Here is a 22924-nt window from a genome sequence, read left to right on the forward strand (position 1 = left end):
ATAGCCACTATATTTTAGTGGCTTATTTATAGGCTTCATTCATTACTACTCATCACTACACACCATCACCTATTATTAAGGATAATATATGGCGACCCAATTACAACAAGATTTGACGGGCAAAGTAGCATTGGTCACAGGCGCTGCCAGCGGTATCGGACGTGATATCGCCGAAACTTATGCTAAGGCAGGCGCGGCGGTTGGTATTGCAGATATTAATATTGAAGCTGCTCAGCAAACCGTCGATGCTATTGAAGCCGCAGGCGGGCGTGCCGTTGCAATTGCGATGGATGTAACGTCTGAAACTGCTGTTAATGGCGGTGTTCAGAAACTGGTCGATACCTTTGGCGGTATTAATATTCTGGTATCTAACGCCGGTATCCAAATCATTGACCCTATCCATAAAATGGCGTTTGAGGATTGGAAAAAAATGCTCGCCATTCATCTGGATGGTGCATTTTTGACCACCAAAGCGGCCGTACAGCATATGTATAAAGATGAAAAAGGTGGCACAGTGATTTATATGGGTTCTGTGCATTCACATGAAGCCTCATTATTTAAAGCACCTTATGTCACCGCCAAACATGGTTTACTTGGTCTATGCCGTGTATTGGCAAAAGAGGGCGCTGCCCATAACGTACGCTCGCATGTCATATGCCCAGGGTTTGTCAAAACACCTTTGGTCGAAAAACAAATCCCTCAGCAAGCGGCTGAAAAAGGCATCAGTGAAGAGTCAGTAGTGAACGATATCATGCTCGTTAATACGGTTGATAAAGAATTTACCACGGTTGATGACATTGCTCAACTGGCTTTATTTTTGGCTGCATTTCCAAGCAATGTCTTTACCGGACAATCGATTGTCGCAAGCCACGGCTGGTTTATGAATTAAGAACTTGTTTGGTCAGTCAGCTTAACTGTATGAGCTTGCTAAAAAAGACCAATCGACTAGGATTTAGCTTTATATTGACCAGAGCCAATGATATTGGCTCTTTTTTATGAGCACTCGTTGGGCCATTTTAGGCGCAGGGATAAAGTGATGAATAATAAAGATATATCAGTAAAGTTAAGCGATACTATTGAAAGATAGGATTTTAAGCGCGCGATTGATGCGGTGCAGACTTTATGTCCTAGTGATATTGTCGATATCACAGCGCTGATTAAGCCCGAAATTGCTTGGTAATTATTACAGCAGTTGCCCAATCGCTCGATAATATTTGCGTATCCAGATCCAGATCCAGATCCAGATCCAGATGCCGATATTCAGGGGACGCTTGCTTCGGTATTCCTTTGTGCTGTGTTCGCGGTGATTCCATAGTGTCGATGGTATTGGTAATGAGTATTATGTCTGTGGTGATGATAAGCTGCAAGCTTGCCTTTTGTATTAAACAAATTCATCCTTGTCTCGTGTCATAAAGTAATTCATCTATGTTATTTGATATCGATGATACCGTAGGATCAAAGCTGTACGCAAAATGCTGTCTTACTGGCATCATGGTTTTTTTATGCTTGCAATTGAGCTACACTGACACGATAAAAGGTTTGGCTAAAAAGCTTATGGCTTCTATCGTTAATTATTCTCGTTATAGTATTAATAATACTTTTTAGCATACCAACCCACTTGTATAGGCAGTCACGGTCGCTATGTTTAATTTTATGAAGAAAAAACCCACCGCACAAAAGGAAACTCCAGAGCAGAAAGCTGCGCTTGATAGCGCTGTTGATAAAGTATTGCTGGGTTATCATGTTGGGGATAGCAGTATTGCTACGATGGTCACTGGGCTTGAGCGTAATGGTGGTGAGCTGACATTAGAGTTGCGTCTGCCACATGAAAGCGATCCTGAGGCCATTCAGCAAGCGCTTGGGCAGTTATTACAGCCGCATGGTATTCAAAGCATTCATATGAATGTTCGGATACCAGCGCCGATGAAAGGTGAAGGCTCAAGTTTGCCAAAAGCAATGCCAAAAACCACCAATGCGATGGATAGTCATAGTAAACCTGTTGCCAAGAGCGATGATAGTACGGTAAATGCTGAACCACCTATCACTAAGCAAGCTCCTACCCAAGCGTCGTTGTCCGCTCATCCGCGTATTCGTCATATCATTGTCGTTGCCTCTGGTAAGGGCGGCGTGGGAAAATCAACCACTACTGTCAATATCGCCTTGGCATTACAAAAGCTCGGCAACCGCGTTGGTGTATTAGATGCTGATATTTATGGACCCAGTATGCCAGCGATGCTAGGTGTGAATAGTGTCAGACCTGAGCTTGAAAATGAGCAGTTTGTGCCTATCAATGCGCATGGACTAGCGATGTTATCGATTGGCAGCTTGCTTGATGGAGATAATACGCCTATCGCATGGCGCGGTCCAAAAGCGACCGGCGCGTTGATGCAGCTATATAATCAAACCAATTGGCCACAGTTAGATTACTTAGTCATTGATATGCCACCAGGCACCGGTGATATTCAGCTCACCCTTGCTCAGCGTATTCCGGTGACGGGCGCTGTCATTGTGACGACGCCGCAGCATATTGCGTTACTTGATGCCCAAAAAGGCATTGAGATGTTTAACAAAACCAATATTCCTGTGCTTGGCGTGGTTGAAAATATGGCGCTTCACACTTGTAGTAACTGCAATCATACTGAAGCTATCTTTGGTACGGGCGGCGGCGAAAAAATTTCTGAGCAATATCAGGTGCCGCTATTAGGACAGCTTCCACTGGCAAGTGCTATTCGTGCACAGGTAGATAAAGGTGAGCCAAGCGTATTGGTAGATGATGAGTTTGCGTCTTACTATCTGAGTATTGCCAAAAATATTGAAACCAATATTAATAAGTTTGCCAAACCAGTTGATGATAAGCGTATTTTTTAATAACGAGGCTTTACTACTGAACGTCAAGGCGTTTGAATAACCAATGAATTGTCGTTTGCTATTATAAGGAAGTGGTAGCAAACGATATCCATCGTATAAAAAGCCGCTAATATCTTGGTGTAAATCTGGCTAGGATGCCACCATTATGAATCAAAATTGCAACGAACAAGCTCAGAAATATTTTTCAGATACATTCAAACCAGCGGTACTTGACCAACTAATCCAAAACGGTCAGCCTCATTTTGCTGTTTTTTCTCAAGTCAAAGACATCAACTATTTAGACTATCACAGCCATCTTATCTCACAAAAACATCTGCCCAATTGGCGTAAACACTTAAAAGCCAACCAATTCTGTTTTATTCAAATTATTCAACCACCTTATCGAGTCTGCTTGGCACTGGCGACTATTAAGCTTGCGACCAGTGCTTTTGTTTATCTTTATAATGATGAAACAAACGAGATAGAGGTGTGTGAAGCCTTGCAGCCTTTGACGCTTGATACGCGTTTAAAGGGTAGTTGCTATCAAGGGCAGATGGCATTTAGACATAAAAAGCTGACATTGACGTTAGATTTTACCCCGTCACAAGTCAACGTTGCGCTAGACAGTCAGTATCTGGCGATTGAAGCAACGTTACAGCGGCAGTCGCAGCCATTGGCGGTCTGCACACCGACTGGCAGGCGTGGCTGGACTTTTACGCAAAAAGAACCGCTTACTAAAATCGTAGGTCACTTAGCTATTAAGTCCAATTCAACGTTTAATAGCGGACAACAAGCTCAGAAAATATCATTCAATGATGACACTATTGCCAATCTCGATTGGACACTTGGATATATGCGTCATGAGACCAATTGGTTTTGGAGCTGTATCAATAGCTATTTGCCAGATGGTCGTCATTTCACATTGAACTTATCGATGGGTGTTAATGAAACGGGCGCTAGTGAAAATGCATGCTGGCTAGATGGGCAGATATGTTATTTACCGCCTGTTATGTTTCTTCGTGATGCTCTAAACTTGCCACCCAATCAGCAAGACAACGTTGCTAATAGGTTAGATGACATACCGCAGCCTTGGTACATCTATCATCAAAACCTTGGCTGGAGCAATGTTGATATTGATTTAACCTTTACCCCTATGACGGTTTATAAGAAGACCGATAACTTTGGTATCGTTGCCAGTATTTTTGAGCAATGGCTTGGTTTTTATAATGGTGAGATTCGAATCAAACAAGAGGTGATTAAGCTTGATAATGTGATGGGACTGGCAGAAGATCATTATGCAAAATGGTAGGCGATTATCATTTTGACTAGAGATTTATTTAAACGTAGCCAAGCCTATAAATTGAGCGCTCAATTCCGTATAATCGTCGCTATCAAAACACCATTCATATTATAAGTTTTATTTTATATCTGCTAAGGAATAACAATGTCTATCAAGTCTGACCGCTGGATTCGTAAAATGGCCGAAGAACATGGCATGATTGAGCCGTTTGAAGCCGGTCAAGTACGTTTTAATGATGCCGGTGAGCGTTTGGTCAGTTACGGTACCTCAAGCTATGGCTATGATGTACGCTGCGCACCTGAATTTAAGGTTTTCACCAACGTACATTCAGTAATTGTGGACCCTAAAAACTTTGACGAAAAAAGCTTTATTGATGTCATCGGTGACGAGTGTATTATTCCGCCTAATTCTTTTGCATTGGCTCGTACGATGGAATATTTCCGTATTCCACGCGATGTATTGACTATTTGCCTTGGTAAATCAACCTATGCCCGCTGCGGTATCATTGTCAATGTCACACCACTTGAGCCTGAGTGGGAAGGGCATGTGACTTTAGAGTTTAGTAATACCACCAATCTTCCTGCGCGTATCTATGCTGGCGAAGGCGTTGCGCAAATGCTATTTTTCCAAAGTGATGCTGATGATGTCTGTGAGACGAGTTATAAAGATCGTGGTGGTAAATACCAAGGACAGCGCGGTGTTACCTTACCAAGAACCTAATCGTTTAAGGTCATCACCACTTTTGGGCTGACAATAAAAAAAGCTGAACATATTTAATATGCTCAGCTTTTTTATGCGATATATTTTGTTATTTTAATACTTTTAAGCCGGCTTTATTATCACGTTTGGGCTTAGGAGCTGCTACGTTTGTTTTAGAGCTGCTACTCGCAACGGCATCGTCTTCAGGCACATAATTGTCATATTCATTGGGATCGAAAAACATCCCTTGAGAGTTCTCTTTTGCATAAATACCCAGCACTGCTGTGAGCGGTACCCAGATCTCTTGTGATACACCGCCAAATCGCGCACTAAAATGAATGTAGTCATTCTCCATACTCATATTACCAGTGGCACGGCTGGCAATATTGAGCACGATACGACCATCTTGCACATGCTCTTTTGGAATTTGAACATTATTGGCGGTTGCATCGACCATCAGATACGGCGTAAGCGCATTGTCTTCTATCCATTGGTACAAGGCACGCACCATATAAGGACGTGTTGGAGTAATAGATGTGGTTTCTTCGCTCATCTTTGGCTTCCTATATTGACAGTATTAAGTAAGGGTTAAAAGGTATCAGCGGCAAAAGATTATTTACAGAAATTCATTTGCGCTTCATTATTTGTTATTTTAAGGCAGCATTTAACTGTTGTCTAATTAACGCACGCTTTTTTGAAAGCTATCTCGCTCAAAGACCCGTTTTTGATAGTCAAACAGAGGACGGCTGATAGCACGTGGTAGCTCAATGTCCATCTCTTCCAATCGCCATAATAAAGGTGCTAGCAGCACATCACACCAGCCAAACTCATCTGCCATAAAGTAAGACTTGTGCGCAAATAACGGTGATATAGTGATGAGCGAATCGCTCAGCTGTTTTCTGGCCATAACCGCTTGGGCTTTATTAAAGCTGTCTGGATGCATAAGCAATCGCTTACCGAGTGAGAGCCAATCGCGCTGAATACGCCATGCTAACTGGCGAAATTGTGCCCGCTCTTGTGGCGTCTCAGGCAAGAGCTTATTGGCATGATAACGCTCTTCAAGGTACTCAAAGATGACGTTAATCTCATAAAGCGCAATCTCACGCTGCTGTAGGACAGGTAAAGTATGATAAGGGTTTAGCTCGGTTAAATCCTCAGGACGCTCAGAATTCAAACGTGATAAATAATAAGCGAGCTTCTTTTCTTCAAGCAATAGGCGCACCACATGACTGTCGTAGCCGTCATCAGCGTATAAAATTAGCTGACTACTTGGAATGTCATTCGCATCAATCATGAAAGCCTAATGTTAATAGTAAAGCCTGCCATCGTAAACAATGTTGCTGTGTTTATCAAGGTAGCGTACGTAAACACTGTCGCTTAAAAATTTGGCGCTTAGCTCGCTTTTGTGGCTGATTTATAAATGTTTAAAGCATAAAAAAGCACTACCGAAGTAATGCTTTTTTCATAATGCATGGTTTAACTTGATAAAGCGATAGACAATATAATTACCCTAAGAACCCTTTATTTTATTGATGTATAGCGATTTTAGATATATGATGTACTACAACGTACAATATTATATTACAACATAAAGCGTTATAAATGGCTACCAAGGTGGCTACCAAATTAAGGGGCAAGAAAATGGTTAGGAAGGAGGTTAGCACCGATACCCAGATCAAACGGGCAATCAAAGAAGCCGTGCAAGCTGACAAAGCAGTTAGTTATCCAATAGCAGGTTATAAAGGCTTAGAAGTGCGTATAAGACCACATAAAGAAGGTGCAGACGCTACTAGTGATTTTAGACACCGCTATACCCACCCTATTACAGGCAAACGCCCATACATGACGCTAGGACAATACCCAGCGTTAAGCCTTGCTGATGCCCGTCAATATCATAATGACAATATGCAGCTACTAGCTAAAGATACTGATCCGATAGAACATAGAGAAGGTAAAAAGCAAAAAGAACTTACCGAACGCCAAAACACCTTAAACCACTTCATCAACGAATGGCGCGATATTCAAGCCAGCAAAAACCTAAATAAACGTACTATCAAAAATCTTGAAGAACTAGTAAGACCGATTGAAAACCAGTTAGGGTGTATGAAGGTAACAGACATAACCCCCAGTCTAGTTATCAAATTTATTAACAGCATTCAAAAAACCAATACTTATAAAGGATTGAGGGTAAGAACATTACTAAAGAGTATCTTACAGATTGCCAAAGCTCATATGGTGATCGAGTACAACCCAGCAAGCGACCTACAAGGAACGCTAAAAAGACATGCATCTAAACACCGCCCAGCATTGAGTAATGATGTGACCGCTTTTGCCGAACTGCTAAAAGATATTGACCAGCTAGACGATGCAAGCCAGCTATATAACAAACGTATCTTACAGCTATTGGCTTTAACCTTTACTCGAGTAGGCGATCTATGCGCTATGCGATGGACTGATGTTAATTGGCTCAAAAAGCAATGGCAGTTTAAGCCACAAAAGGCAGGTAACAGGGGCGATATGGTAGCTAGTCTAGTGATACCACTAGCACCGCAAGCCCTCGCTATATTAGAACAGATGAAACCCTTAACAGGTGATAGCGATTATGTATTTCATAACCCTAGACGCAAAAAAGAGCCTTACCATCATACGCAAGCAATCAACAAATTATTAAACAGTGACTTAATGAATAACGGACAAGGCTATAAAGATATTCATAGCCCCCACGGCTTTAGAAGTACAGCAAAAACGATGCTAATGGAACGGCTAGGCTATGATGAACTCATAACCGAACTGGCATTAGGTCACCGCATGCTAAACGCTTATGGCACTGCATACAATCGCATGACTGGATTAGATCAACGCGCTGCAATGATGAACGACTGGGCGAACTACCTAGACGATATAAAAGCTGGCAAGTTTGATAATGTTATTCATGCTGATTTTAAGAAAGGCGATAAACAGAAACACGGCTAAAACCTAACTAATAAAAACCACCAAAGGAGAAGTAACAATGATGATATTAGATACCGAACCAACACGCCAGCAATTAGATGACCGCGCATTTTGGGATAACCTACCGCCTGATGGTGCAGAATATGACGGCTTTACGTATGTGCCTATTTATTCTATTTTACATAATGGTGAGCCTATCGACTTTAAAACAGATGACGGCAAAACATTAATGAACTCATTCCCTTATGAGCTGGCAATTAAAGAAAAGCAACGCCTATCTAAAAAGCATGACAATATCACTTTAAAGATCACTGGGTATAGTCAAAGCCTAGTAAGAATGGACAGACGATTAACAGCATAACTGATTTAGCGACTAAACACCGCTACAATGACCATGCAAGGCTAGGACTAATTACCCGAACGACAGCTATTTACACACCCTTATGCTGTCACTGCCTTGCACCTACTTTGATTAAAGGGTGTAAGGGTGTGAATGTGAAAATTTCAGCTAGACCTTGCTCAGAGATGCATAAGTATATATATATGTCTCTGACCTTATAGAACTAATTTCGTTTAGTAGTAAACCCAATATAAAAATCGCGCACGTAGCTTTATATCTGATAGATGCAAATTTTGATGAACAAGTTACGTCTTATTTTTCGAATAGAGGTAGAAGTTATAGCAAAGACATGCATAGAGAAGATTTTGGTTTTGATATTAACACTAGAGAATATCTGACGCATTGTGACGATATTAGGTATGTAACTTCCAAGTACTTTGTAACTAATGATTTAGAGGGTATAGAAGATGGGTTTTGTTATTTAATAAAAGAGTTAAAGTCTATTGAATGCATTAAAAATTTAGATATTGATTTCGGTCGTAGCGTGATGTTTCAAGTTACTGAAGCCTCTAGAAAGTACAATAATGATATAAACCCGCCTATTTTTAGGCTTGCAGACGATGGCCTTGATCTTGAAAACCCAGAGCATAAGAAAATACACGAACTTAATATAAATGAGTTTTCTCGAGATAAGTTAGCGGTACTTGATACCTATAGTATTATGTATGCAGCTTGCCTACTGTCAGGTGATAGTCCAACAGAAATTCGTAAATTTCAAAGTCATATAAAATTTACTCAAGTATTTTCAGAATATATCAGTTATAAATTAATGATTGAGCTTGCAATAAAAAACAGTGAATTAAATATTCATGAAGACAAGATATTAGCTGCTGATTTAAAAGATTACTTAGGGAAAAATGGTTACTTCTTTAGGGGTTTTAATGATTGGATGGCTATTGAGCCAGCTAAGCCACTAAACGATTATAAAACAAGCCAACAGCTAGAAATTGATGCTAAAGAGTTAATAGAGGCACAAGCTAAAGTAGCAGAACTTCAAACCGAACTTGAACAAGTCAAAGCGCAATTAGATGAACAGCAACAAGCCCCACAGCGAAGCAGATCGCAAACAGATGAAACTAACACCGATAAGAAGTTAATCGCAATGATGGCGCTATTATTAGCTAAGCAATCTAATACCTTTCGTATTGGTCAAAAGCCAAACTACAAGCAAATAAATGAAGCTATTCTTAACCTTGCTACTGATTTAAAAATAGCTAATGAGGACATGACAGGCTTAAAAGCTAATGCGAATAAAATCAGTCAAGCACTACAAGCCCATGCTGATATGTTCAAGCTATCAAAAGATTAAAAATACCACGTTTTAATTTTAATTAATTCAAATTAATTTCTAACAACACCCCACGCCCCACAATAAGCCTTAACAACTTTCATCAACTGAATAGGAGTTAAGGCAATGCCTAACACTACCCACGCAGCACCCACCAGTAAGCTAAACCTAGCTTATCTATTAGCGAACCCTAAAGAGCTTTATCAGGTTAAGCAAATAGCCGATGTATTCCATAAGCACCCCGAAACTATTAGACGATGGATAAAAACGGACAAGATCACAAAGCCGTTATCTATCAATGGCGTTTACTACTTTAAAGGTAGCGACATTGTGGACTATCTAAATGCTACTAATGAGGGGCTTAATCATGGATAAGCCAAAACGCAGCCAAAACCAAATAATCAAAGATCATCTTTTGACCGGTCAATCAATCACAAGCTGGCAAGCTATCGAACTTTATAGAATAGCCACGCTACCCACTCGCATTAATCAGTTAGAAAATACAGGCTTAACCATACAGCGCAAGCGAGTAGATAAAGACGGCAAGCACTGGCATGAGTATTGGATTGATAACGATAATCTAGCTAGTGGAGTGCAATCATGAGCCAATCAAACGACAGGCTATTACAGATAGCCGACACGCTCGAACATATCAACGAGCAGCTAATCTTATTATCAATTGATACCGAACATTACGCTATGGCATTGCAAGCCGTGCAGACAGATGACCCAATATCTAAAGGCGTTATTCAAGCCGTCATTGCTGCATTGTTTAGGGACTCATTGTTTGCCACCGATGCCAGCGAACAAATGGACATAGTGCTATCTATGCCTGAAATGGAGGTTACGCGCCATGAGTGATAACACTTTTATAAATCAAGTCATGGACGGGCTAAAAGAACAGGGCGTGCTGATGATGCCTGATGGCTTTATCGACCAGCTAATCATTACCTTACACGCCAATGTGACCGCCATTAATAGCCTGACAAAGATAGCAGAACTAGAAGTAAAGATGCTAGGCAATGCGATACCTACAGGCAGTCGGCAAGTAGAGTCACTCAAAGAGCTATCTACACGAATAGCAGAAATCGCCTTTAACGTGGAGGACGTAAGAAATGACCAGCGATAACAAAACCAATCTAAAAGCCGACCACGGGCAGCACAACAAGCCACATAAGCGAGGATTACTACTTAGCTTTATCATTTTTATGGCATGGGTTATAGGCATTGGCTTACTACTATCATTAATCGCTTGCCAGCCAACTGATCCTAAAATACTTGTTATTAAGGAGGGCAACAAATGACTATTGCAGACAAAGCAAAGCCCCAAGCTGATGACAAGGGGCTTAACACTTTACTTGGCAGCACAAAGCAAACTACAACTGAAATTATAGCAGATGATGAGATAACAAACAGCCTGATAGCACTAGGTCAAGGCGATAAACTAAGACAGTTTGGTGATAGCTTTACTATTCAAAATGGCGATAGAAAAAGCGACATTATCAACACCGCTGGCAAGGTGGCTTTTATACTAAGTGACAATATGCACCAGCCAGCCAATATAGGCATTTACACCCCTAACAGTGATGAGCCTATAGAAGTAACAGACCCGAGCCAGCCAAGCGCCTTTATCATTGGCAATCTAAGCTTAGATAGTGACTGGTATGCAATGAATAACCTAGCTGATGGTACAGCCCTATATAGAGAGCTGATAAGCCAAGGGCTAAACGTTACTATATTAGTTAGTATTAACCCCTTTCATTTTAATAACATGAGCTATGCTGAAGAAACCGTATAACTAAACTTGGTAAACTAAGCATATTAATCGGAGTTTACCATGACCAAAAAAATCAGAACTTATAGCACAGAATTTAAAGCTGAAGCCGTTAAGAAGATAGCAGACAATAACGGCAACATCTCATCGACCGCAAAGCAGCTTGGCATCGCCATGCAAACCTTATCTAATTGGCATAACAAAGCCAATCAAGGCAAGCTTGTCGGCACAGAGCAATATGATCCTGATCTTATGAGTGCTCTTCAAGAAATAAAGCAGCTCAAGCGGCAGATCAAAGTTGCCGAAGAGGAACGAGAGATACTAAAAAAGGCGACGGCGTACTTCGCGAAAAACAGCCCGTAAAGTACGCCTTTATCAAAGACAATCAGCAGATATTTAGCATCACTACTATGTGCCGTGTATTAAAGATTAAGCCATCGAGCTACTATGACTGGATTAGTCGTGACATCAGTGATCAGCAGATACATCGCAACCAGTCTGAATTACTGGTTAAAGCGGCTCACAGTGAAACGAAAGAACGTTATGGCGTAGATCGACTGCATGCTCATCTAAGCGAGCAAGGCCACAACATTAGCCTGTATATGGTCAGAAGCATTAAAGAAGAACATGGCATTAAATGCCGTCGCCACAAGCGCTTTAAAGTGACCACCGACTCTAATCACAACAAGCTGGTTTATCCAAACGTGCTGGATCAGAAGTTTGATGCCAATCGTCCTAATGAGTCTTGGGTCAGTGACATTACGTATATCTGGACCAATGAGGGCTGGTTGTATTTAGCTGGAGTCAAAGATTTGTACACCAAAGAGCTGGTCGGGTATGCGATCAATAAGCGAATGACAGCAGATCTAGTATGCCGTGCACTCAATATGGCAATCAAGAACAAACGACCTAGCAAAGGGCTAATAGTTCACTCTGACAGAGGCAGCCAATATTGCAGTCATGCCTACCACAAGATCATCAAGCGACATCAGTTTGCAGGCTCAATGAGCGCTAAAGGTAACTGCTTTGATAACGCACCTATAGAGAGTTTCTGGGGCGTATTAAAGAATGAATTAGTATATCACCAAGACTATAAAACAAGATTTGCAGCTATCAGCGATATCATTGGATATATTGAGTTGTACTACAACCAAACTAGGATTCAAAAGAGCTTGGGCCATAAATCGCCAAGACAGGGGTGGTTTGATTATTATCGTCAAGCTGCGTAATTAAATTTCCCAAGTTTAATTGTACGGATTTGACGGCAGGGGTCAACATGGTTAAGCATTTTGCTGAGGTTAAGCAAGTTATCGTTACTGCTACCATAGATAAAAAAGATGAGATCACAAAGCCATTGCTAGGGGTAAACGTCAAAGCTATTATTACTACTTTTGACTTACTGCTATCGTTTGGTAATTACCAGACGCTTAATGATGTTTTGAATGAGCCTGAAACGATCATAAAAGACTTATTAGCTGAGGCATGGGGCGAACCTGAACAATTAGCAGCCGATACTAGTAAGCCCACCCCATATCCTATAGATGCATGGGAAGGACTATTAAAGAATGTGATTGTAGCAGTAGCACGCTATGCACAAGTCCCCTTAGCAATGGCAGGTCAATGCGTTTTAGGAGCTATAGCACATATAGGGCAACAGTTTGTTAATGCACCGCATGGAGATAGGCATAACCCAGCCAGTCTTATATTGGTGACAGAGGGCGAAAGTGGTAGCGGAAAAACTGAAACCATGAACTTAACCCATCTAAAAATAGATGAATACGAGAAAAAACAATATGAATCTTATTTAACGGACTTAGCCACATGGGAAACAGACAAAGCAAGTTTGACAGGCAAAGAAAGGCAAACGTTTCTTGATAGCACCCCAAAGCCCTATAACCCTGAAACTGTCTTTAAAGACGCTACTATAGAAACCATACTAGATAAGTACGTCAATCTTGAGATCATTAATGCATCATGGGCAACTGATGACGCAGCGCAATTCTTTAACGGTCATTCAATGACAAGTAAGACCGCTGGCAATGCTTTAACAAGTTTTACCGACCTTTATAGTGGTGGTGTAGTCAATCGGTCACGGTCACAAAAGAACGCTTTTGCTAATCCAAGAACTAAGGCATTTAATGCACGTTTGACACTTATGCTTATGGCTCAACGTATTATATTAGAGCCAGCTTTATCCGATCCTTTATTGAATGGTCAAGGTTTTTTAGCCCGTGCTTTGATTGCTTGCCCTGAGGATTTACGAGGTTATAGAACATGGAACGACCCCAAGCGAAAAGACGATAAAGCTTATAATAATCCTGATCTAATTGCTTACTGGTCACGCTGTGAAAGCTTGCTTAATCCGTCACCAGCCAACCTACCTATAGCCCCAAATGGTGAGCCTGAACGTATTAAAATACAATGGGCTGATAGTAAGGCAAAGCAAGTCTTTGATGACCATAAGCAAGCTATTGAGAACAGGCAGCGAAAAGGTGGCGTTTTTGCAACATTAAAAGCGTATGCGTCACGTATGGCAGAAAATGCTAGCCGTATAGCGTCACTGATAGCCTTCTTTGATGAACGTACTACGATAACAGTAGATGACGTTAAAAGGGCTTATCTGCTAGTGGAATATTCTACAGCTGAACGATTGCGCTATTTAGATGCAACGCCACAAGGTGAGCAGAACGACAGTGAAAAGCTAAGTAGCTGGCTAGTAGATAAAGCCAAAGGTAAAAACCCACTGATCTTAAACCGTACCTATGTCTATAATGGAGCACCTAAACCAATGCGTAAAAATAATAAGATATTACAAAACGAACTCGATAATTTAGAAAGCATGGGGCATATCAAACAAGCTGATGAAGGTAAAAGAAAAGTAATCTATATCAACCCCAAACTAATAACAGTATAGGCATACCCTAAAACATGCCTTTTTGCCTAAATGCCTTCTATCTTTTACGGTTAGAGGGCTTTATTTATTAATGGCTTTTGCCTTTACGTGCCTTTATGCCTAAATACTGTTTTTAACAATGCCTATTTATGACAATTTAGGCAATTTAGGACGGGTTAGGATAGACACGTTAATAAGGTGTTACTAGGAATGGTAAGGCTTACAAGCAATCTAGGCAGTTTAGGCACATTTTTACAGGTGAATATCTATATCACAAATGCAGCACCGAAAAGCTAAGTGTAGTTAATATCTAAAGTGGTCATAATGTTATAATATAACAAAAATACCTAATGGTTTAGATAACATGCCAGCACTTGCCACTACTCACAGCTTAAACGACTACTTAAAGCTACCTATCTCACGCTATCGTGAGCAGCTAAGACAAGGTAACGCTAAAAATATCGAAGTAAGCTACACCCATCGAAGCAAACCCTATCAATACTCTATTCAGCTAACAAAAACATCATGCAACTATGGCGGTTATCGTTACTGGTGGCTATGCCCTAAATGCCGTCATAGGACATCGACCTTATATTGCGCTGGCTTGTATGTTTGCCGTCATTGCATTGGTGCTAATTATGGCAGTCAGTTACAGCAACCCATTGACCGCGTATTCAGTCGCATAGCAGCGATTAGAGCGCGTTTAGGTTGGCAGCAAGGCGTTATTCATGGCATTGGTGCAAAGCCTCGCTACATGCACTTAAAGACGTTTGATAGGTTGGTAAATGAGCATGACCGACTTAGTGCTGAGGTATGGCAATCAACCCTTGATAAACTAAATTGCACAAGATAAGAGGTAAGCAGATGCGACTACCAGACCTTAACGATTTGATCCAAGATTTACAGCTCGCTAAACAGATAGCGATTGATAATCAAAACGCCAATGCTTTAACTATAGCCACCATGAGCCAAGCTAAGTTACTAGGCATTGATAAGCCACTTAAAGACGTAACGCCAAACAGTAATATCAAATCAGGACTAGGACATTTTTACGGACGTATTCCTGATCTAACGCCTGAGGCAGCATTGGCAATCAGTAAGCGATTAGATGAGGAATATTGAACCATGAGCAGATTAACACTTGATGACTTACTCGATCAGTTAGAACAGGCAAGGCAGATAGCGATTGAGGAACGCAAGCCCACCGCCATGATACAAGCCACTGCGACAATGGCCAAGCTGACAGGGTTAGATAAGCCAGTTATCAAAGACGTTTATGCAGACAGCAAGCCAGTAGTATTCAACATTACAGGCTTATCACCTGAGGCAGCAAGCCAAGCCTATCAAGATATTATGGGGTAAAGAATGAAAATGAGTATTGATGACCTGATGACTGAATTAGACGATGCTAGATTGACCGCTAAGGCGAATGGACAAGCATCTGCTATGGTTGCTGCTACGATGTCAAAAGCAAAGCTATTGGGGTTATTAGACAAGCCACCAATGCGAGATATTGAGCCAATAGCAAACAGACCTACAGTGATAAGACTGGTAGCACCGAAAACGAATGATAAAGGTAAGGCGGTATAAGTAAGTTTAGTTTTCGGACATCTTAGAACCTGACAAAACCATACATGAAATAAAATAATTAACGGCTACCAATACTCAAAAATCAAAGCTACTGGCTACCAAAACGGCTACCAAATATTAATAACAGATTGTTATTAGCAATTAAATCAAATACTTAATATAATAAAAAAGCACTACCGAAGTAATGCTTTTTTTATACCAATATCTTGCTCGATTATCAATATCGCTTATTTGATATCTTTCCAGAATTCTTTATTGAGCAAGTAAACTGGAATTAATAAGACAAGTAAGAATAAAATCACAAAGAAACCAATCACTTTACGATCATGGCGAACAGGTTCTGCCATCCATGCCATGAAGTTAACTAAGTCACCTACTTCAGATTCGAACTCTTCCTGACTCAGCTCTTCTTGCATGTTATGCAAAACGTGAGGCATTGCCGCATTTGCGAGGACTAAGTTATTAGCACCCCAAGGACGGCTTGGATCTTCGTAAAAAGACAATAGGTAAGTGTAAACCCAATCATCGCCGCGCAGTCTTGTCTCAAGTGACAAATCTGGAGGAGCCGCGCCAAACCATGAGGCTTGTACTTCAGGGTCAATCTCAGCATCGATATGATCACCGATCTGATCGGTCGTCACCATCAAATACTTTTCGACCAACTCAGGTGGTATCTCTAAGTCTTTAGCGATGCGTGAGTGACGAACGTACTTGGCTGAGTGACACCCAGCACAGTAGTTCATAAACGTCTTAGCACCGTTTTGTAGTGAGCCCTTATTGGTAAAATCAATAGGCGCTGTACTACAAGCCAAATGCTCTACAATGCCCTCAGCATTGGTAAACGTACCGCAGCCACTACCTGCTGCTAGAGCGCTACCAGCAGTCAAAGTTAATGCCGCGCCTAAGCCCAAACCTGCTAGGGATTTAATTAGCGTGCTCATTAGTGACCTCCGGTAACGCGTTCTGGTGGCTGTTTACACTTCTCAATGGCAGTGTAAAACGGCATCAATAAGAAGAACAAGAAATACAATATGGTAAAGATACGAGCCATTATAGTTGCTGTTGGGGTGGTAGGCGTCGCACCTAAATAACCCAATACTAAGAAACTAATAGCAAACACGGTTAAAGCGATTTTAGATAAAATGCCTTTATAACGTATCGAGCGTACTGGCGATCTATCAAGCCAAGGTATTAAGAACAATACGGCAATAGCAGCACCCATCGCAATCACACCACCAAGCTTATCAGGAACGGCACGTAAGATGGCATAGAAAGGCGTGTAGTACCATACCGGTGCAATATGCGCTGGTGTTTTCAGTGAGTTGGCAGTCTCAAAGTTTGGTGGCTCAAGGAAGAAGCCGCCGCCTTCTGGGAAAAAGAATACCACAGCAAAGAATAAGATAAAGAAGACAACAATACCAACCATATCGTGTACGGTGTAGTACGGATGGAATTCAATACCATCTAATGGCACGCCGTTTTTATCTTTTAGCTTCTTAATGTCAATACCATCAGGGTTGTTTGAACCCACATGATGCAGAGCCACTAAGTGCATAAAGACTAAGCCCACAAGCACAAGCGGAATCGCAACCACATGCAAGGCAAAGAAGCGGTTTAGGGTGATACCTGAAATAATATAATCACCACGAACCCACTCAGCAAGACCGTCACCAATGACAGGTAAGGCTGCAGGTAAGTTCAAGATAACCTGAGCACCCCAGAATGACATATTGCCCCAAGGAAGTAGGTAACCAAAGAAACCTTCTGCCATCAATGCTAAGTAAATACCCATACCGATAAGCCAAATCAGCTCACGCGGTTTTTGGTATGAACCATATAGCAAGGCTCTGAACATATGCAGATATACCACTACGAAGAACGCTGACGCGCCGGTCGAGTGCATATAACGGATGAGCCAACCGCCCTTAACATCACGCATGATATATTCAACAGACGCAAATGCCCCTTCGGCACTTGGGTTATACATCATCGTCAGCCAAATACCAGTTACTAACTGATTGACCAGTACCACCATTGATAACACGCCAAAGAAGTACCAAAAGTTAAAGTTCTTTGGTGCATAGTACTTTGACATATGATATTCATAGGTTTCAGTCGCAGGAAAACGCGCGTCCACCCAATGCATTAACTTTTTACCCATGCTCATATTAAGCCTCCCCAATCGTCAAGATGGTACCATCCATGTTGTACTCTGGGATAGGTAAGTTAAGCGGTGCAGGTACGCCACTATAAACGCGACCCGCTAAATCGTATTTAGAGCCATGACATGGGCAGAAAAACCCTCCATACCAGTCATTACCACCTAAATCGGCTGCGCCAACATCGGGACGGTAGTTTGGTGCACAACCTAAATGTGTACAGACGCCTTCTACCACCAATACTTCTGGTGAGATAGAGCGTTCAGGATTTTTACAGTACTCAGGTTGCAAAGAGGCACTAGAATCAGGGTCAGACAATAATGGCTTTACTGACTCAAGCAGGGTGAGCATCTCTTCAGTACGCTTAACCACAAAGATGGGTTTGCCACGATATTTGACAACAATCATTTGCCCTGCTTCGATAGAACCAATATCTTGGGTCACTGCTGCACCAGCAGCTTCAGCTTTAGCACTTGGGGTCCAAGAGCGGACAAAAGGTGTTGCCACAGCAGCTACCCCAGCTGCACCAATTACGGCAGTCGAGGCAATCAGAACTCTACGGCGTTGTACGTTAACGCCTTCGGCATGGCTCATTAATACTTCCTCCAGGTGAATGAAATGGGATTATCCCACACTGGGTTTGTGACTTAGAATAGAAACAATTATCAAGCCACGTTAGCTGTGCCTAATTTTGCTAATTGTTGCTATTCTAAGCTATTTTGGTCATAAAATAAATTATTGTGTTAAAAATAAAGCAACCTTAATAGGGCACGCTTCAGCGTTAAACAAAGTGATCAAGACATAACACCTTAATTATCAATGTTTAATAGCAGCTTTATATCAACAAAAATGTTATGGATAATGACCTTATAAATGATAAGGGTATTCGGCAATAGCGAATGATACTTGAAATTACGACAATGTTCACTAACTTTCAGCACATCACTACTTTGTAAGTCGCTGTGACGCTATTATCACCACTTTATATTATAAAATGATGATAATTACGTGCATAAAGACTTAGATTAGCTCTCAAGCGTATTCCAGCGTTCAAGCTTAATCATCATCTCATCTTCAATTGCAAGCAGTCGCTCACTAGCAGCTGTTGCCGCATCAAAATCTTGGTTAAACCAAGTACCGTCGGCTAGCTTTTCTTCTAGCTGCATTTGTTCCGCTTCTAAAGCAGCAATCTCTTTTGGTAACGCATCAAGCTCACGCTGGTCATTGAAATTAAGCTTTTTAGCAGCAGTATTAGGTTTCGCTACTGCCGCTGATTTATTGGCAGATTTGCTGTTGGCAGTAGTATTACTATTAGAAGATTTAGCTGCTTTAGAAGCTTCTTCGCGATTCTTTTGTACCAAATACTCTTGATAGCCGCCGACATACTCGCTGACCGTCCCTTTACCATCTTCATCAGTATCAAATACCCAAGTAGAAGTGACGACATTGTCCATAAATGAGCGATCATGGCTAATGAGCAAAATCGTACCACCAAAGCTGGCGACTGATTCTTCTAGTAGCTCAAGTGTCGCCATATCCAAGTCGTTGGTTGGCTCATCGAGTACGAGGATATTTGCAGGTTTTAATAATTGCTTAGCTAGTAGCACGCGGTTACGCTCACCACCTGATAATGCTTTGACAGGCGTACGGGCACGCTCTGGCGCAAATAAGAAATCTTGTAGATAGCTCATAATGTGCGTTTTACGACCGCCGACTTCGACGAAGTCAGAGCCTTCTGAGACGTTTTGCGCCACACTGGCTTCAAGATCTAACTGATCACGCAGCTGATCGAAGAAAGCGATTTTTAAATTCGTACCCAGCTCAACGCTGCCTGTTTTGATCACATCGTCGTCTGACATATCGAGTAGGGCTTTAATGAGCGTAGTTTTACCTGCACCATTAGGACCGACGATACCGATTTTGTCACCGCGCATGATGGTGGTACTAAAGTTATCGACCAACACATGGTCATCATATTGTAGGTGTAGATTTTTGACTTTACAGACCAGCTTGCCGCTTTTCTCGCCTTGACCCATCGTAATATTGACATTGCCGACTTGTTCACGGCGGTCACTACGCTCTTCACGTAAGGCTTTTAGCTCACGGACGCGACCTTCGTTACGGGTACGGCGTGCTTTAATACCTTGGCGAATCCATACTTCTTCTTGGGCTAACTTTTTATCAAAGTTGGCATTATTCTTTTCTTCAGCCAATAACTGTAGCTCTTTTAGCTCTTGGTAGCGTGCATAGCCACCTTCGCCTTGAGTCACGTCATAGCTGGTCAATTGACCACGGTCAAGCTCAATGATACGAGTGGATAGTTTATTAACGAATGCTCTATCATGGGTGACAAATAATAATGTCAGACCTTGCCAATCCAATAAGAAGCGCTCAAGCCATTCAATACTATCAACGTCCAAATGGTTGGTTGGCTCATCGAGGAGCAGTACATCAGGCTTAGTCACTAACGAGCGTGCTAATAAAACACGGCGCTTACGACCACCAGATAGTGACGATAAGTCATCGTCTGGATCGAGACCCATTGTCGTGATAAGACGTGTTGCTTCGCGCTCTAAATCCCAACCATGTACCGCATCGATATCATGCTGCAAGTCTGCCATACGCTCGCAGGCATCCATGTCACCATTGGCACACAAATCAGTTTGCGCATTATAGTTAATCAGCAGCTCGGCAGTGCGTTTGCTGCCACCCATAACGATATCTAAAATTCTACCGCTGGTTTCAGGTACATCCTGCTCGAGCATAGCGACGCGTACACTATTATTAATAATAACTTCGCCGCTATCAGGCAACAATGTGCCATTAATCAGTTTAAATAAGGTGGATTTGCCTTCGCCATTGCGACCAATTAAGCACACGCGCTCGCCTGAATCGATAGCAAAGTCAATACCATCAAGGACAGGAGCGACGCCAAAAGCGAGATGAATATCTTTTAAATGTATCAGTGCCATAGAGTATCTTAAGCTTATATAATAGTGAGGTAGGGGTTGTTGCAAAATTTGCAGCAGTATAACATGCTGCCACGTAACTGTAGCGTGCGTAAATAGATTTATCAGCACGATTTTATGACTATTAATTTGTCAAGCAATGTAGAACATCTTATTAAGGCTTTAGCCATCGCATCCAGTATTGAGAAAAATATGAATGAAGCAAATCCAAAAAATAACAGTGTATCCAAGCCTCATACCGACAACTCAACCACACAAGCTGATTTACAATTACAGTTAGTTGAACTGCAGATGAATATGTCTCATCTTGAGCTAACTGTAGAACGCCTTGACGACGTCATTACTCGTCAAGACAAACATATCCAAACGCTACAACGACAGTTACAATTTATTTATAAACAAGTTGAAAGCCAAGATGAAGAAGGAGGCGTAGCACCTTTTGACGTCATAGCAGACAGACCACCCCATTATTAACCATAATATGCCATACATAAACAGCGACTAAACTGAATTATTTTTAATGAATTTATATGTGTATTTTCGAATAAAACTACCTTACAGTGACTATCCAGTCATATTAGAGAAATAATGTTGTTTTAGTGTATTAAAAACATTAGTATCCTTCACCTTAAGTACCGTCTACCTGACAAAGTTCGGGATAGCGGTAAACAACGTGGATGTTTGGAGATACACAATGGGCGCAAATTTTAATCTTAAAACCCTCACGGTAGCTATTGCTACTCTTTCTATTGCTAGTGTTGCTAGTGTTGCGAGTGCGGCAGGTCTTGATCGTTCAGGTCAAGATATCACAGCGTTTTTACAAAATGGTGTATATGCTGAAGCGGTTTATACCTATATTGATGGCGATGTCACTGGTAAAGATTCGTCAGGTAAAGAGATTGATGATATTGCTGAGTCTTATGACTTCTTTCGTTATGGTGTAAAAGCGGATATCAACGACACTTTTAGTGTTGGGGTTTTATATGACGAGCCTTTTGGTGCAGCGGCTGACTATAGTGGTAAGAATGACTTTGTAGATCAAAATCCTCTTTCACCTAGAAATGGTGAAGGTACCAATGTTGAAGTTCGTACTGAAAGCATCACTGGCATTGTTGGCGCAAAACTTGGCGAAAATAAGAACTTTCAGGTATATGGTGGTCCAGTAGCTCAACGTGTGAAAGCCAATGTGAAATTGCGTGGAACTGCTTATAGTATCGCTAATGGTTATACTACCAATATCAGTGCTGATCAGGACTATGGCTGGTTGGCTGGCGTCGCTTACAGTAAGCCTGAAATTGCCTTACAAGCTGCTCTAACGTATCGTTCAGAAATTGAGCATAATACACAGGCTGCAGAAATCTATCCTTTCGCTCAGAGAGTTGGTCTTTCGCCAAATAGAATCGATAATATTGAGATCACTACCCCTGAATCAGTGAATTTTGATTTCCAAACGGGTATTAATCCTACGATGCTAGCTACAGCAAAAGTACGCTGGGTACCATGGAGTGATTTTGCGATTACACCATCATTATACAATGAGACTAGCCAAAAATTAGCAGGTCAGCCTGGTATTCCTCCTGAAGGTTTAGATTTGGTTAGTTATGATAAAGACCAGTGGCAGGTTGAATTAGGTCTTGCTAAACGTCTAACACCAGTACTAGCGGTGACAGGTACGGTTGGTTGGGACAGTGGTGCTGGCAATCCAGTTACGTCACTAGGTCCTATTGAAGGTTACTATAGCGCTGGTCTTGGTGCAAAGTATAATTTGACCGACAACTGGGCTATTTCTGCTGGTGGTAAGTACTTATGGTTCGGTGATGCAAAAGGTCAAATTCCTAGCAAAACTGTTGTCAGTAACTTTGAAGACAATGATGGCTTTGCTCTTGGTGTAAAATTATCTTATCAAGCCAAGCAAAATTTTAACTAAAATGTAATGGTATTAGCTTGATATAGGGTTAATGCTGTTGTCTCAAAAAAGCGATCCTTAATGGGTCGCTTTTTTATGTATTAAATTAAAAATCTAGAATTACTAACTATTAGATTTAAGTTTGCT

At 41.4% G+C, this 22924-nt stretch carries 26 protein-coding genes; 20 read left to right on the top strand and 6 right to left on the bottom strand.

What is annotated here, in order from left to right; all coding sequences use genetic code 11:
* Positions 1 to 88 precede the first annotated feature (88 nt).
* The 4 genes from OEG80_RS04820 to dcd all read left to right on the top strand — a co-directional run bounded on the left by OEG80_RS04820 (position 89) and on the right by dcd (position 4867).
* The gene (locus OEG80_RS04820; RefSeq protein WP_263242058.1) at positions 89 to 889 is read left to right on the top strand and encodes a 3-hydroxybutyrate dehydrogenase; all 801 of its coding nucleotides are present in this window, start codon (positions 89 to 91) and stop codon (positions 887 to 889) included.
* 752 nt (positions 890 to 1641) lie between these two features.
* Complete coding sequence (gene apbC, locus OEG80_RS04825; protein WP_263242059.1) at positions 1642 to 2868, top strand: iron-sulfur cluster carrier protein ApbC; 1227 nt, start codon at positions 1642 to 1644, stop codon at positions 2866 to 2868.
* A 145-nt stretch (positions 2869 to 3013) separates the two neighbouring features.
* Positions 3014 to 4156 (top strand): DUF2804 domain-containing protein, encoded by a 1143-nt coding sequence (locus OEG80_RS04830; protein ID WP_263242061.1) that lies wholly within the window; start codon positions 3014 to 3016, stop codon positions 4154 to 4156.
* A gap of 135 nt (positions 4157 to 4291) precedes the next feature.
* Complete coding sequence (gene dcd, locus OEG80_RS04835) at positions 4292 to 4867, top strand: dCTP deaminase (RefSeq protein ID WP_011513914.1); 576 nt, start codon at positions 4292 to 4294, stop codon at positions 4865 to 4867.
* Between the two features lie 88 nt (positions 4868 to 4955).
* On the opposite strand, the gene OEG80_RS04840 is transcribed toward dcd, so the two are convergent.
* Complete coding sequence (locus OEG80_RS04840; protein ID WP_149491803.1) at positions 4956 to 5399, bottom strand: ClpXP protease specificity-enhancing factor; 444 nt, start codon at positions 5397 to 5399, stop codon at positions 4956 to 4958.
* 126 nt (positions 5400 to 5525) lie between these two features.
* A complete protein-coding gene (locus OEG80_RS04845) occupies positions 5526 to 6140 on the bottom strand; it encodes a glutathione S-transferase N-terminal domain-containing protein (protein WP_263242064.1) in 615 nt (204 codons plus the stop codon).
* 308 nt (positions 6141 to 6448) lie between these two features.
* Here OEG80_RS04845 and OEG80_RS04850 point away from each other — a divergent pair, with 308 nt between their 5' ends.
* The 14 genes from OEG80_RS04850 to OEG80_RS04915 all read left to right on the top strand — a co-directional run bounded on the left by OEG80_RS04850 (position 6449) and on the right by OEG80_RS04915 (position 15743).
* Positions 6449 to 7819, top strand: a complete 1371-nt coding sequence (locus OEG80_RS04850) for a tyrosine-type recombinase/integrase (RefSeq protein WP_263242066.1) — start codon at positions 6449 to 6451, stop codon at positions 7817 to 7819.
* 37 nt (positions 7820 to 7856) lie between these two features.
* A complete protein-coding gene (locus OEG80_RS04855; protein WP_263242068.1) occupies positions 7857 to 8159 on the top strand; it encodes a hypothetical protein in 303 nt (100 codons plus the stop codon).
* 328 nt (positions 8160 to 8487) lie between these two features.
* Positions 8488 to 9507, top strand: a complete 1020-nt coding sequence (locus tag OEG80_RS04860; protein ID WP_263242069.1) for a hypothetical protein — start codon at positions 8488 to 8490, stop codon at positions 9505 to 9507.
* A gap of 105 nt (positions 9508 to 9612) precedes the next feature.
* Positions 9613 to 9861, top strand: coding sequence for a helix-turn-helix domain-containing protein (locus tag OEG80_RS04865; RefSeq protein WP_263242072.1), 249 nt, complete (start codon positions 9613 to 9615; stop codon positions 9859 to 9861).
* Positions 9854 to 10090, top strand: coding sequence for a helix-turn-helix domain-containing protein (locus OEG80_RS04870; protein ID WP_263242074.1), 237 nt, complete (start codon positions 9854 to 9856; stop codon positions 10088 to 10090). Before OEG80_RS04865 ends, OEG80_RS04870 begins: the two co-directional genes overlap by 8 nt.
* Positions 10087 to 10347 carry a hypothetical protein gene (locus tag OEG80_RS04875; RefSeq protein WP_263242078.1) on the top strand — a complete coding sequence of 87 codons (261 nt, stop codon included), beginning with the start codon at positions 10087 to 10089 and terminating at the stop codon, positions 10345 to 10347. The genes OEG80_RS04870 and OEG80_RS04875 overlap by 4 nt, the downstream gene beginning before the upstream one ends.
* Positions 10340 to 10615, top strand: coding sequence for a hypothetical protein (locus tag OEG80_RS04880; RefSeq protein WP_263242079.1), 276 nt, complete (start codon positions 10340 to 10342; stop codon positions 10613 to 10615). Before OEG80_RS04875 ends, OEG80_RS04880 begins: the two co-directional genes overlap by 8 nt.
* 171 nt (positions 10616 to 10786) lie before the next feature.
* A complete protein-coding gene (locus OEG80_RS04885; RefSeq protein WP_263242080.1) occupies positions 10787 to 11284 on the top strand; it encodes a hypothetical protein in 498 nt (165 codons plus the stop codon).
* Positions 11285 to 11323: 39 nt separating this feature from the next.
* Positions 11324 to 12489 (top strand): IS3 family transposase gene (locus OEG80_RS04890; protein ID WP_263241793.1). Its coding sequence is split into 2 segments (ribosomal slippage): positions 11324 to 11582 and positions 11582 to 12489, totalling 1167 coding nucleotides; the frame shifts between segments, so codons are not numbered across the junction.
* Between the two features lie 47 nt (positions 12490 to 12536).
* Positions 12537 to 14174 (top strand): YfjI family protein, encoded by a 1638-nt coding sequence (locus OEG80_RS04895; protein WP_263242081.1) that lies wholly within the window; start codon positions 12537 to 12539, stop codon positions 14172 to 14174.
* A gap of 343 nt (positions 14175 to 14517) precedes the next feature.
* Positions 14518 to 15006, top strand: coding sequence for a hypothetical protein (locus OEG80_RS04900; protein ID WP_263242082.1), 489 nt, complete (start codon positions 14518 to 14520; stop codon positions 15004 to 15006).
* An 11-nt stretch (positions 15007 to 15017) separates the two neighbouring features.
* Entirely contained in the window at positions 15018 to 15275 is a 258-nt protein-coding gene (locus OEG80_RS04905) for a hypothetical protein (protein ID WP_263242083.1), read from the top strand.
* 3 nt (positions 15276 to 15278) lie between these two features.
* The gene (locus OEG80_RS04910) at positions 15279 to 15515 is read left to right on the top strand and encodes a hypothetical protein (RefSeq protein ID WP_263242085.1); all 237 of its coding nucleotides are present in this window, start codon (positions 15279 to 15281) and stop codon (positions 15513 to 15515) included.
* A gap of 9 nt (positions 15516 to 15524) precedes the next feature.
* On the top strand, positions 15525 to 15743 hold the full coding sequence (locus OEG80_RS04915) for a hypothetical protein (RefSeq protein ID WP_263242086.1): 219 nt from the start codon (positions 15525 to 15527) through the stop codon (positions 15741 to 15743).
* A 227-nt stretch (positions 15744 to 15970) separates the two neighbouring features.
* On the opposite strand, the gene OEG80_RS04920 is transcribed toward OEG80_RS04915, so the two are convergent.
* The 4 genes from OEG80_RS04920 to OEG80_RS04935 form a co-directional block, all read right to left on the bottom strand.
* Positions 15971 to 16684, bottom strand: coding sequence for a cytochrome c1 (locus OEG80_RS04920; protein WP_011513911.1), 714 nt, complete (start codon positions 16682 to 16684; stop codon positions 15971 to 15973).
* Entirely contained in the window at positions 16684 to 17889 is a 1206-nt protein-coding gene (locus OEG80_RS04925) for a cytochrome b (protein ID WP_011513910.1), read from the bottom strand. The genes OEG80_RS04920 and OEG80_RS04925 overlap by 1 nt, the downstream gene beginning before the upstream one ends.
* Positions 17890 to 17911: 22 nt before the next feature.
* The gene (gene petA, locus OEG80_RS04930) at positions 17912 to 18496 is read right to left on the bottom strand and encodes a ubiquinol-cytochrome c reductase iron-sulfur subunit (RefSeq protein WP_011513909.1); all 585 of its coding nucleotides are present in this window, start codon (positions 18494 to 18496) and stop codon (positions 17912 to 17914) included.
* Positions 18497 to 18927: 431 nt separating this feature from the next.
* Complete coding sequence (locus OEG80_RS04935; protein WP_263242089.1) at positions 18928 to 20874, bottom strand: ATP-binding cassette domain-containing protein; 1947 nt, start codon at positions 20872 to 20874, stop codon at positions 18928 to 18930.
* A gap of 114 nt (positions 20875 to 20988) precedes the next feature.
* On the opposite strand from OEG80_RS04935, the gene OEG80_RS04940 reads away from it, so the two are divergent.
* Together OEG80_RS04940 and OEG80_RS04945 are read left to right on the top strand one after the other, a co-directional pair.
* Positions 20989 to 21345 carry a SlyX family protein gene (locus OEG80_RS04940; RefSeq protein ID WP_263242090.1) on the top strand — a complete coding sequence of 119 codons (357 nt, stop codon included), beginning with the start codon at positions 20989 to 20991 and terminating at the stop codon, positions 21343 to 21345.
* A gap of 220 nt (positions 21346 to 21565) precedes the next feature.
* Complete coding sequence (locus tag OEG80_RS04945; protein WP_263242092.1) at positions 21566 to 22798, top strand: OmpP1/FadL family transporter; 1233 nt, start codon at positions 21566 to 21568, stop codon at positions 22796 to 22798.
* Positions 22799 to 22924 lie beyond the last annotated feature (126 nt).

This window comes from Psychrobacter sp. SC65A.3, from assembly GCF_025642195.1.
GTDB lineage: Bacteria > Pseudomonadota > Gammaproteobacteria > Pseudomonadales > Moraxellaceae > Psychrobacter > Psychrobacter cryohalolentis.

Bases quoted from the DNA above. Each gene is read 5' to 3' on its own strand.
- OEG80_RS04820 (WP_263242058.1), top strand. From the start codon at position 89: ATGGCGACCCAATTACAACAAGATTTGACGGGCAAAGTAGCATTGGTC.
- apbC (WP_263242059.1), top strand. From the start codon at position 1,642: ATGTTTAATTTTATGAAGAAAAAACCCACCGCACAAAAGGAAACTCCA.
- OEG80_RS04830 (WP_263242061.1), top strand. From the start codon at position 3,014: ATGAATCAAAATTGCAACGAACAAGCTCAGAAATATTTTTCAGATACA.
- dcd (WP_011513914.1), top strand. From the start codon at position 4,292: ATGTCTATCAAGTCTGACCGCTGGATTCGTAAAATGGCCGAAGAACAT.
- OEG80_RS04840 (WP_149491803.1), bottom strand. From the start codon at position 5,399: ATGAGCGAAGAAACCACATCTATTACTCCAACACGTCCTTATATGGTG.
- OEG80_RS04845 (WP_263242064.1), bottom strand. From the start codon at position 6,140: ATGATTGATGCGAATGACATTCCAAGTAGTCAGCTAATTTTATACGCT.
- OEG80_RS04850 (WP_263242066.1), top strand. From the start codon at position 6,449: ATGGCTACCAAGGTGGCTACCAAATTAAGGGGCAAGAAAATGGTTAGG.
- OEG80_RS04855 (WP_263242068.1), top strand. From the start codon at position 7,857: ATGATGATATTAGATACCGAACCAACACGCCAGCAATTAGATGACCGC.
- OEG80_RS04860 (WP_263242069.1), top strand. From the start codon at position 8,488: ATGCATAGAGAAGATTTTGGTTTTGATATTAACACTAGAGAATATCTG.
- OEG80_RS04865 (WP_263242072.1), top strand. From the start codon at position 9,613: ATGCCTAACACTACCCACGCAGCACCCACCAGTAAGCTAAACCTAGCT.
- OEG80_RS04870 (WP_263242074.1), top strand. From the start codon at position 9,854: ATGGATAAGCCAAAACGCAGCCAAAACCAAATAATCAAAGATCATCTT.
- OEG80_RS04875 (WP_263242078.1), top strand. From the start codon at position 10,087: ATGAGCCAATCAAACGACAGGCTATTACAGATAGCCGACACGCTCGAA.
- OEG80_RS04880 (WP_263242079.1), top strand. From the start codon at position 10,340: ATGAGTGATAACACTTTTATAAATCAAGTCATGGACGGGCTAAAAGAA.
- OEG80_RS04885 (WP_263242080.1), top strand. From the start codon at position 10,787: ATGACTATTGCAGACAAAGCAAAGCCCCAAGCTGATGACAAGGGGCTT.
- OEG80_RS04895 (WP_263242081.1), top strand. From the start codon at position 12,537: ATGGTTAAGCATTTTGCTGAGGTTAAGCAAGTTATCGTTACTGCTACC.
- OEG80_RS04900 (WP_263242082.1), top strand. From the start codon at position 14,518: ATGCCAGCACTTGCCACTACTCACAGCTTAAACGACTACTTAAAGCTA.
- OEG80_RS04905 (WP_263242083.1), top strand. From the start codon at position 15,018: ATGCGACTACCAGACCTTAACGATTTGATCCAAGATTTACAGCTCGCT.
- OEG80_RS04910 (WP_263242085.1), top strand. From the start codon at position 15,279: ATGAGCAGATTAACACTTGATGACTTACTCGATCAGTTAGAACAGGCA.
- OEG80_RS04915 (WP_263242086.1), top strand. From the start codon at position 15,525: ATGAGTATTGATGACCTGATGACTGAATTAGACGATGCTAGATTGACC.
- OEG80_RS04920 (WP_011513911.1), bottom strand. From the start codon at position 16,684: ATGAGCACGCTAATTAAATCCCTAGCAGGTTTGGGCTTAGGCGCGGCA.
- OEG80_RS04925 (WP_011513910.1), bottom strand. From the start codon at position 17,889: ATGCATTGGGTGGACGCGCGTTTTCCTGCGACTGAAACCTATGAATAT.
- petA (WP_011513909.1), bottom strand. From the start codon at position 18,496: ATGAGCCATGCCGAAGGCGTTAACGTACAACGCCGTAGAGTTCTGATT.
- OEG80_RS04935 (WP_263242089.1), bottom strand. From the start codon at position 20,874: ATGGCACTGATACATTTAAAAGATATTCATCTCGCTTTTGGCGTCGCT.
- OEG80_RS04940 (WP_263242090.1), top strand. From the start codon at position 20,989: ATGACTATTAATTTGTCAAGCAATGTAGAACATCTTATTAAGGCTTTA.
- OEG80_RS04945 (WP_263242092.1), top strand. From the start codon at position 21,566: ATGGGCGCAAATTTTAATCTTAAAACCCTCACGGTAGCTATTGCTACT.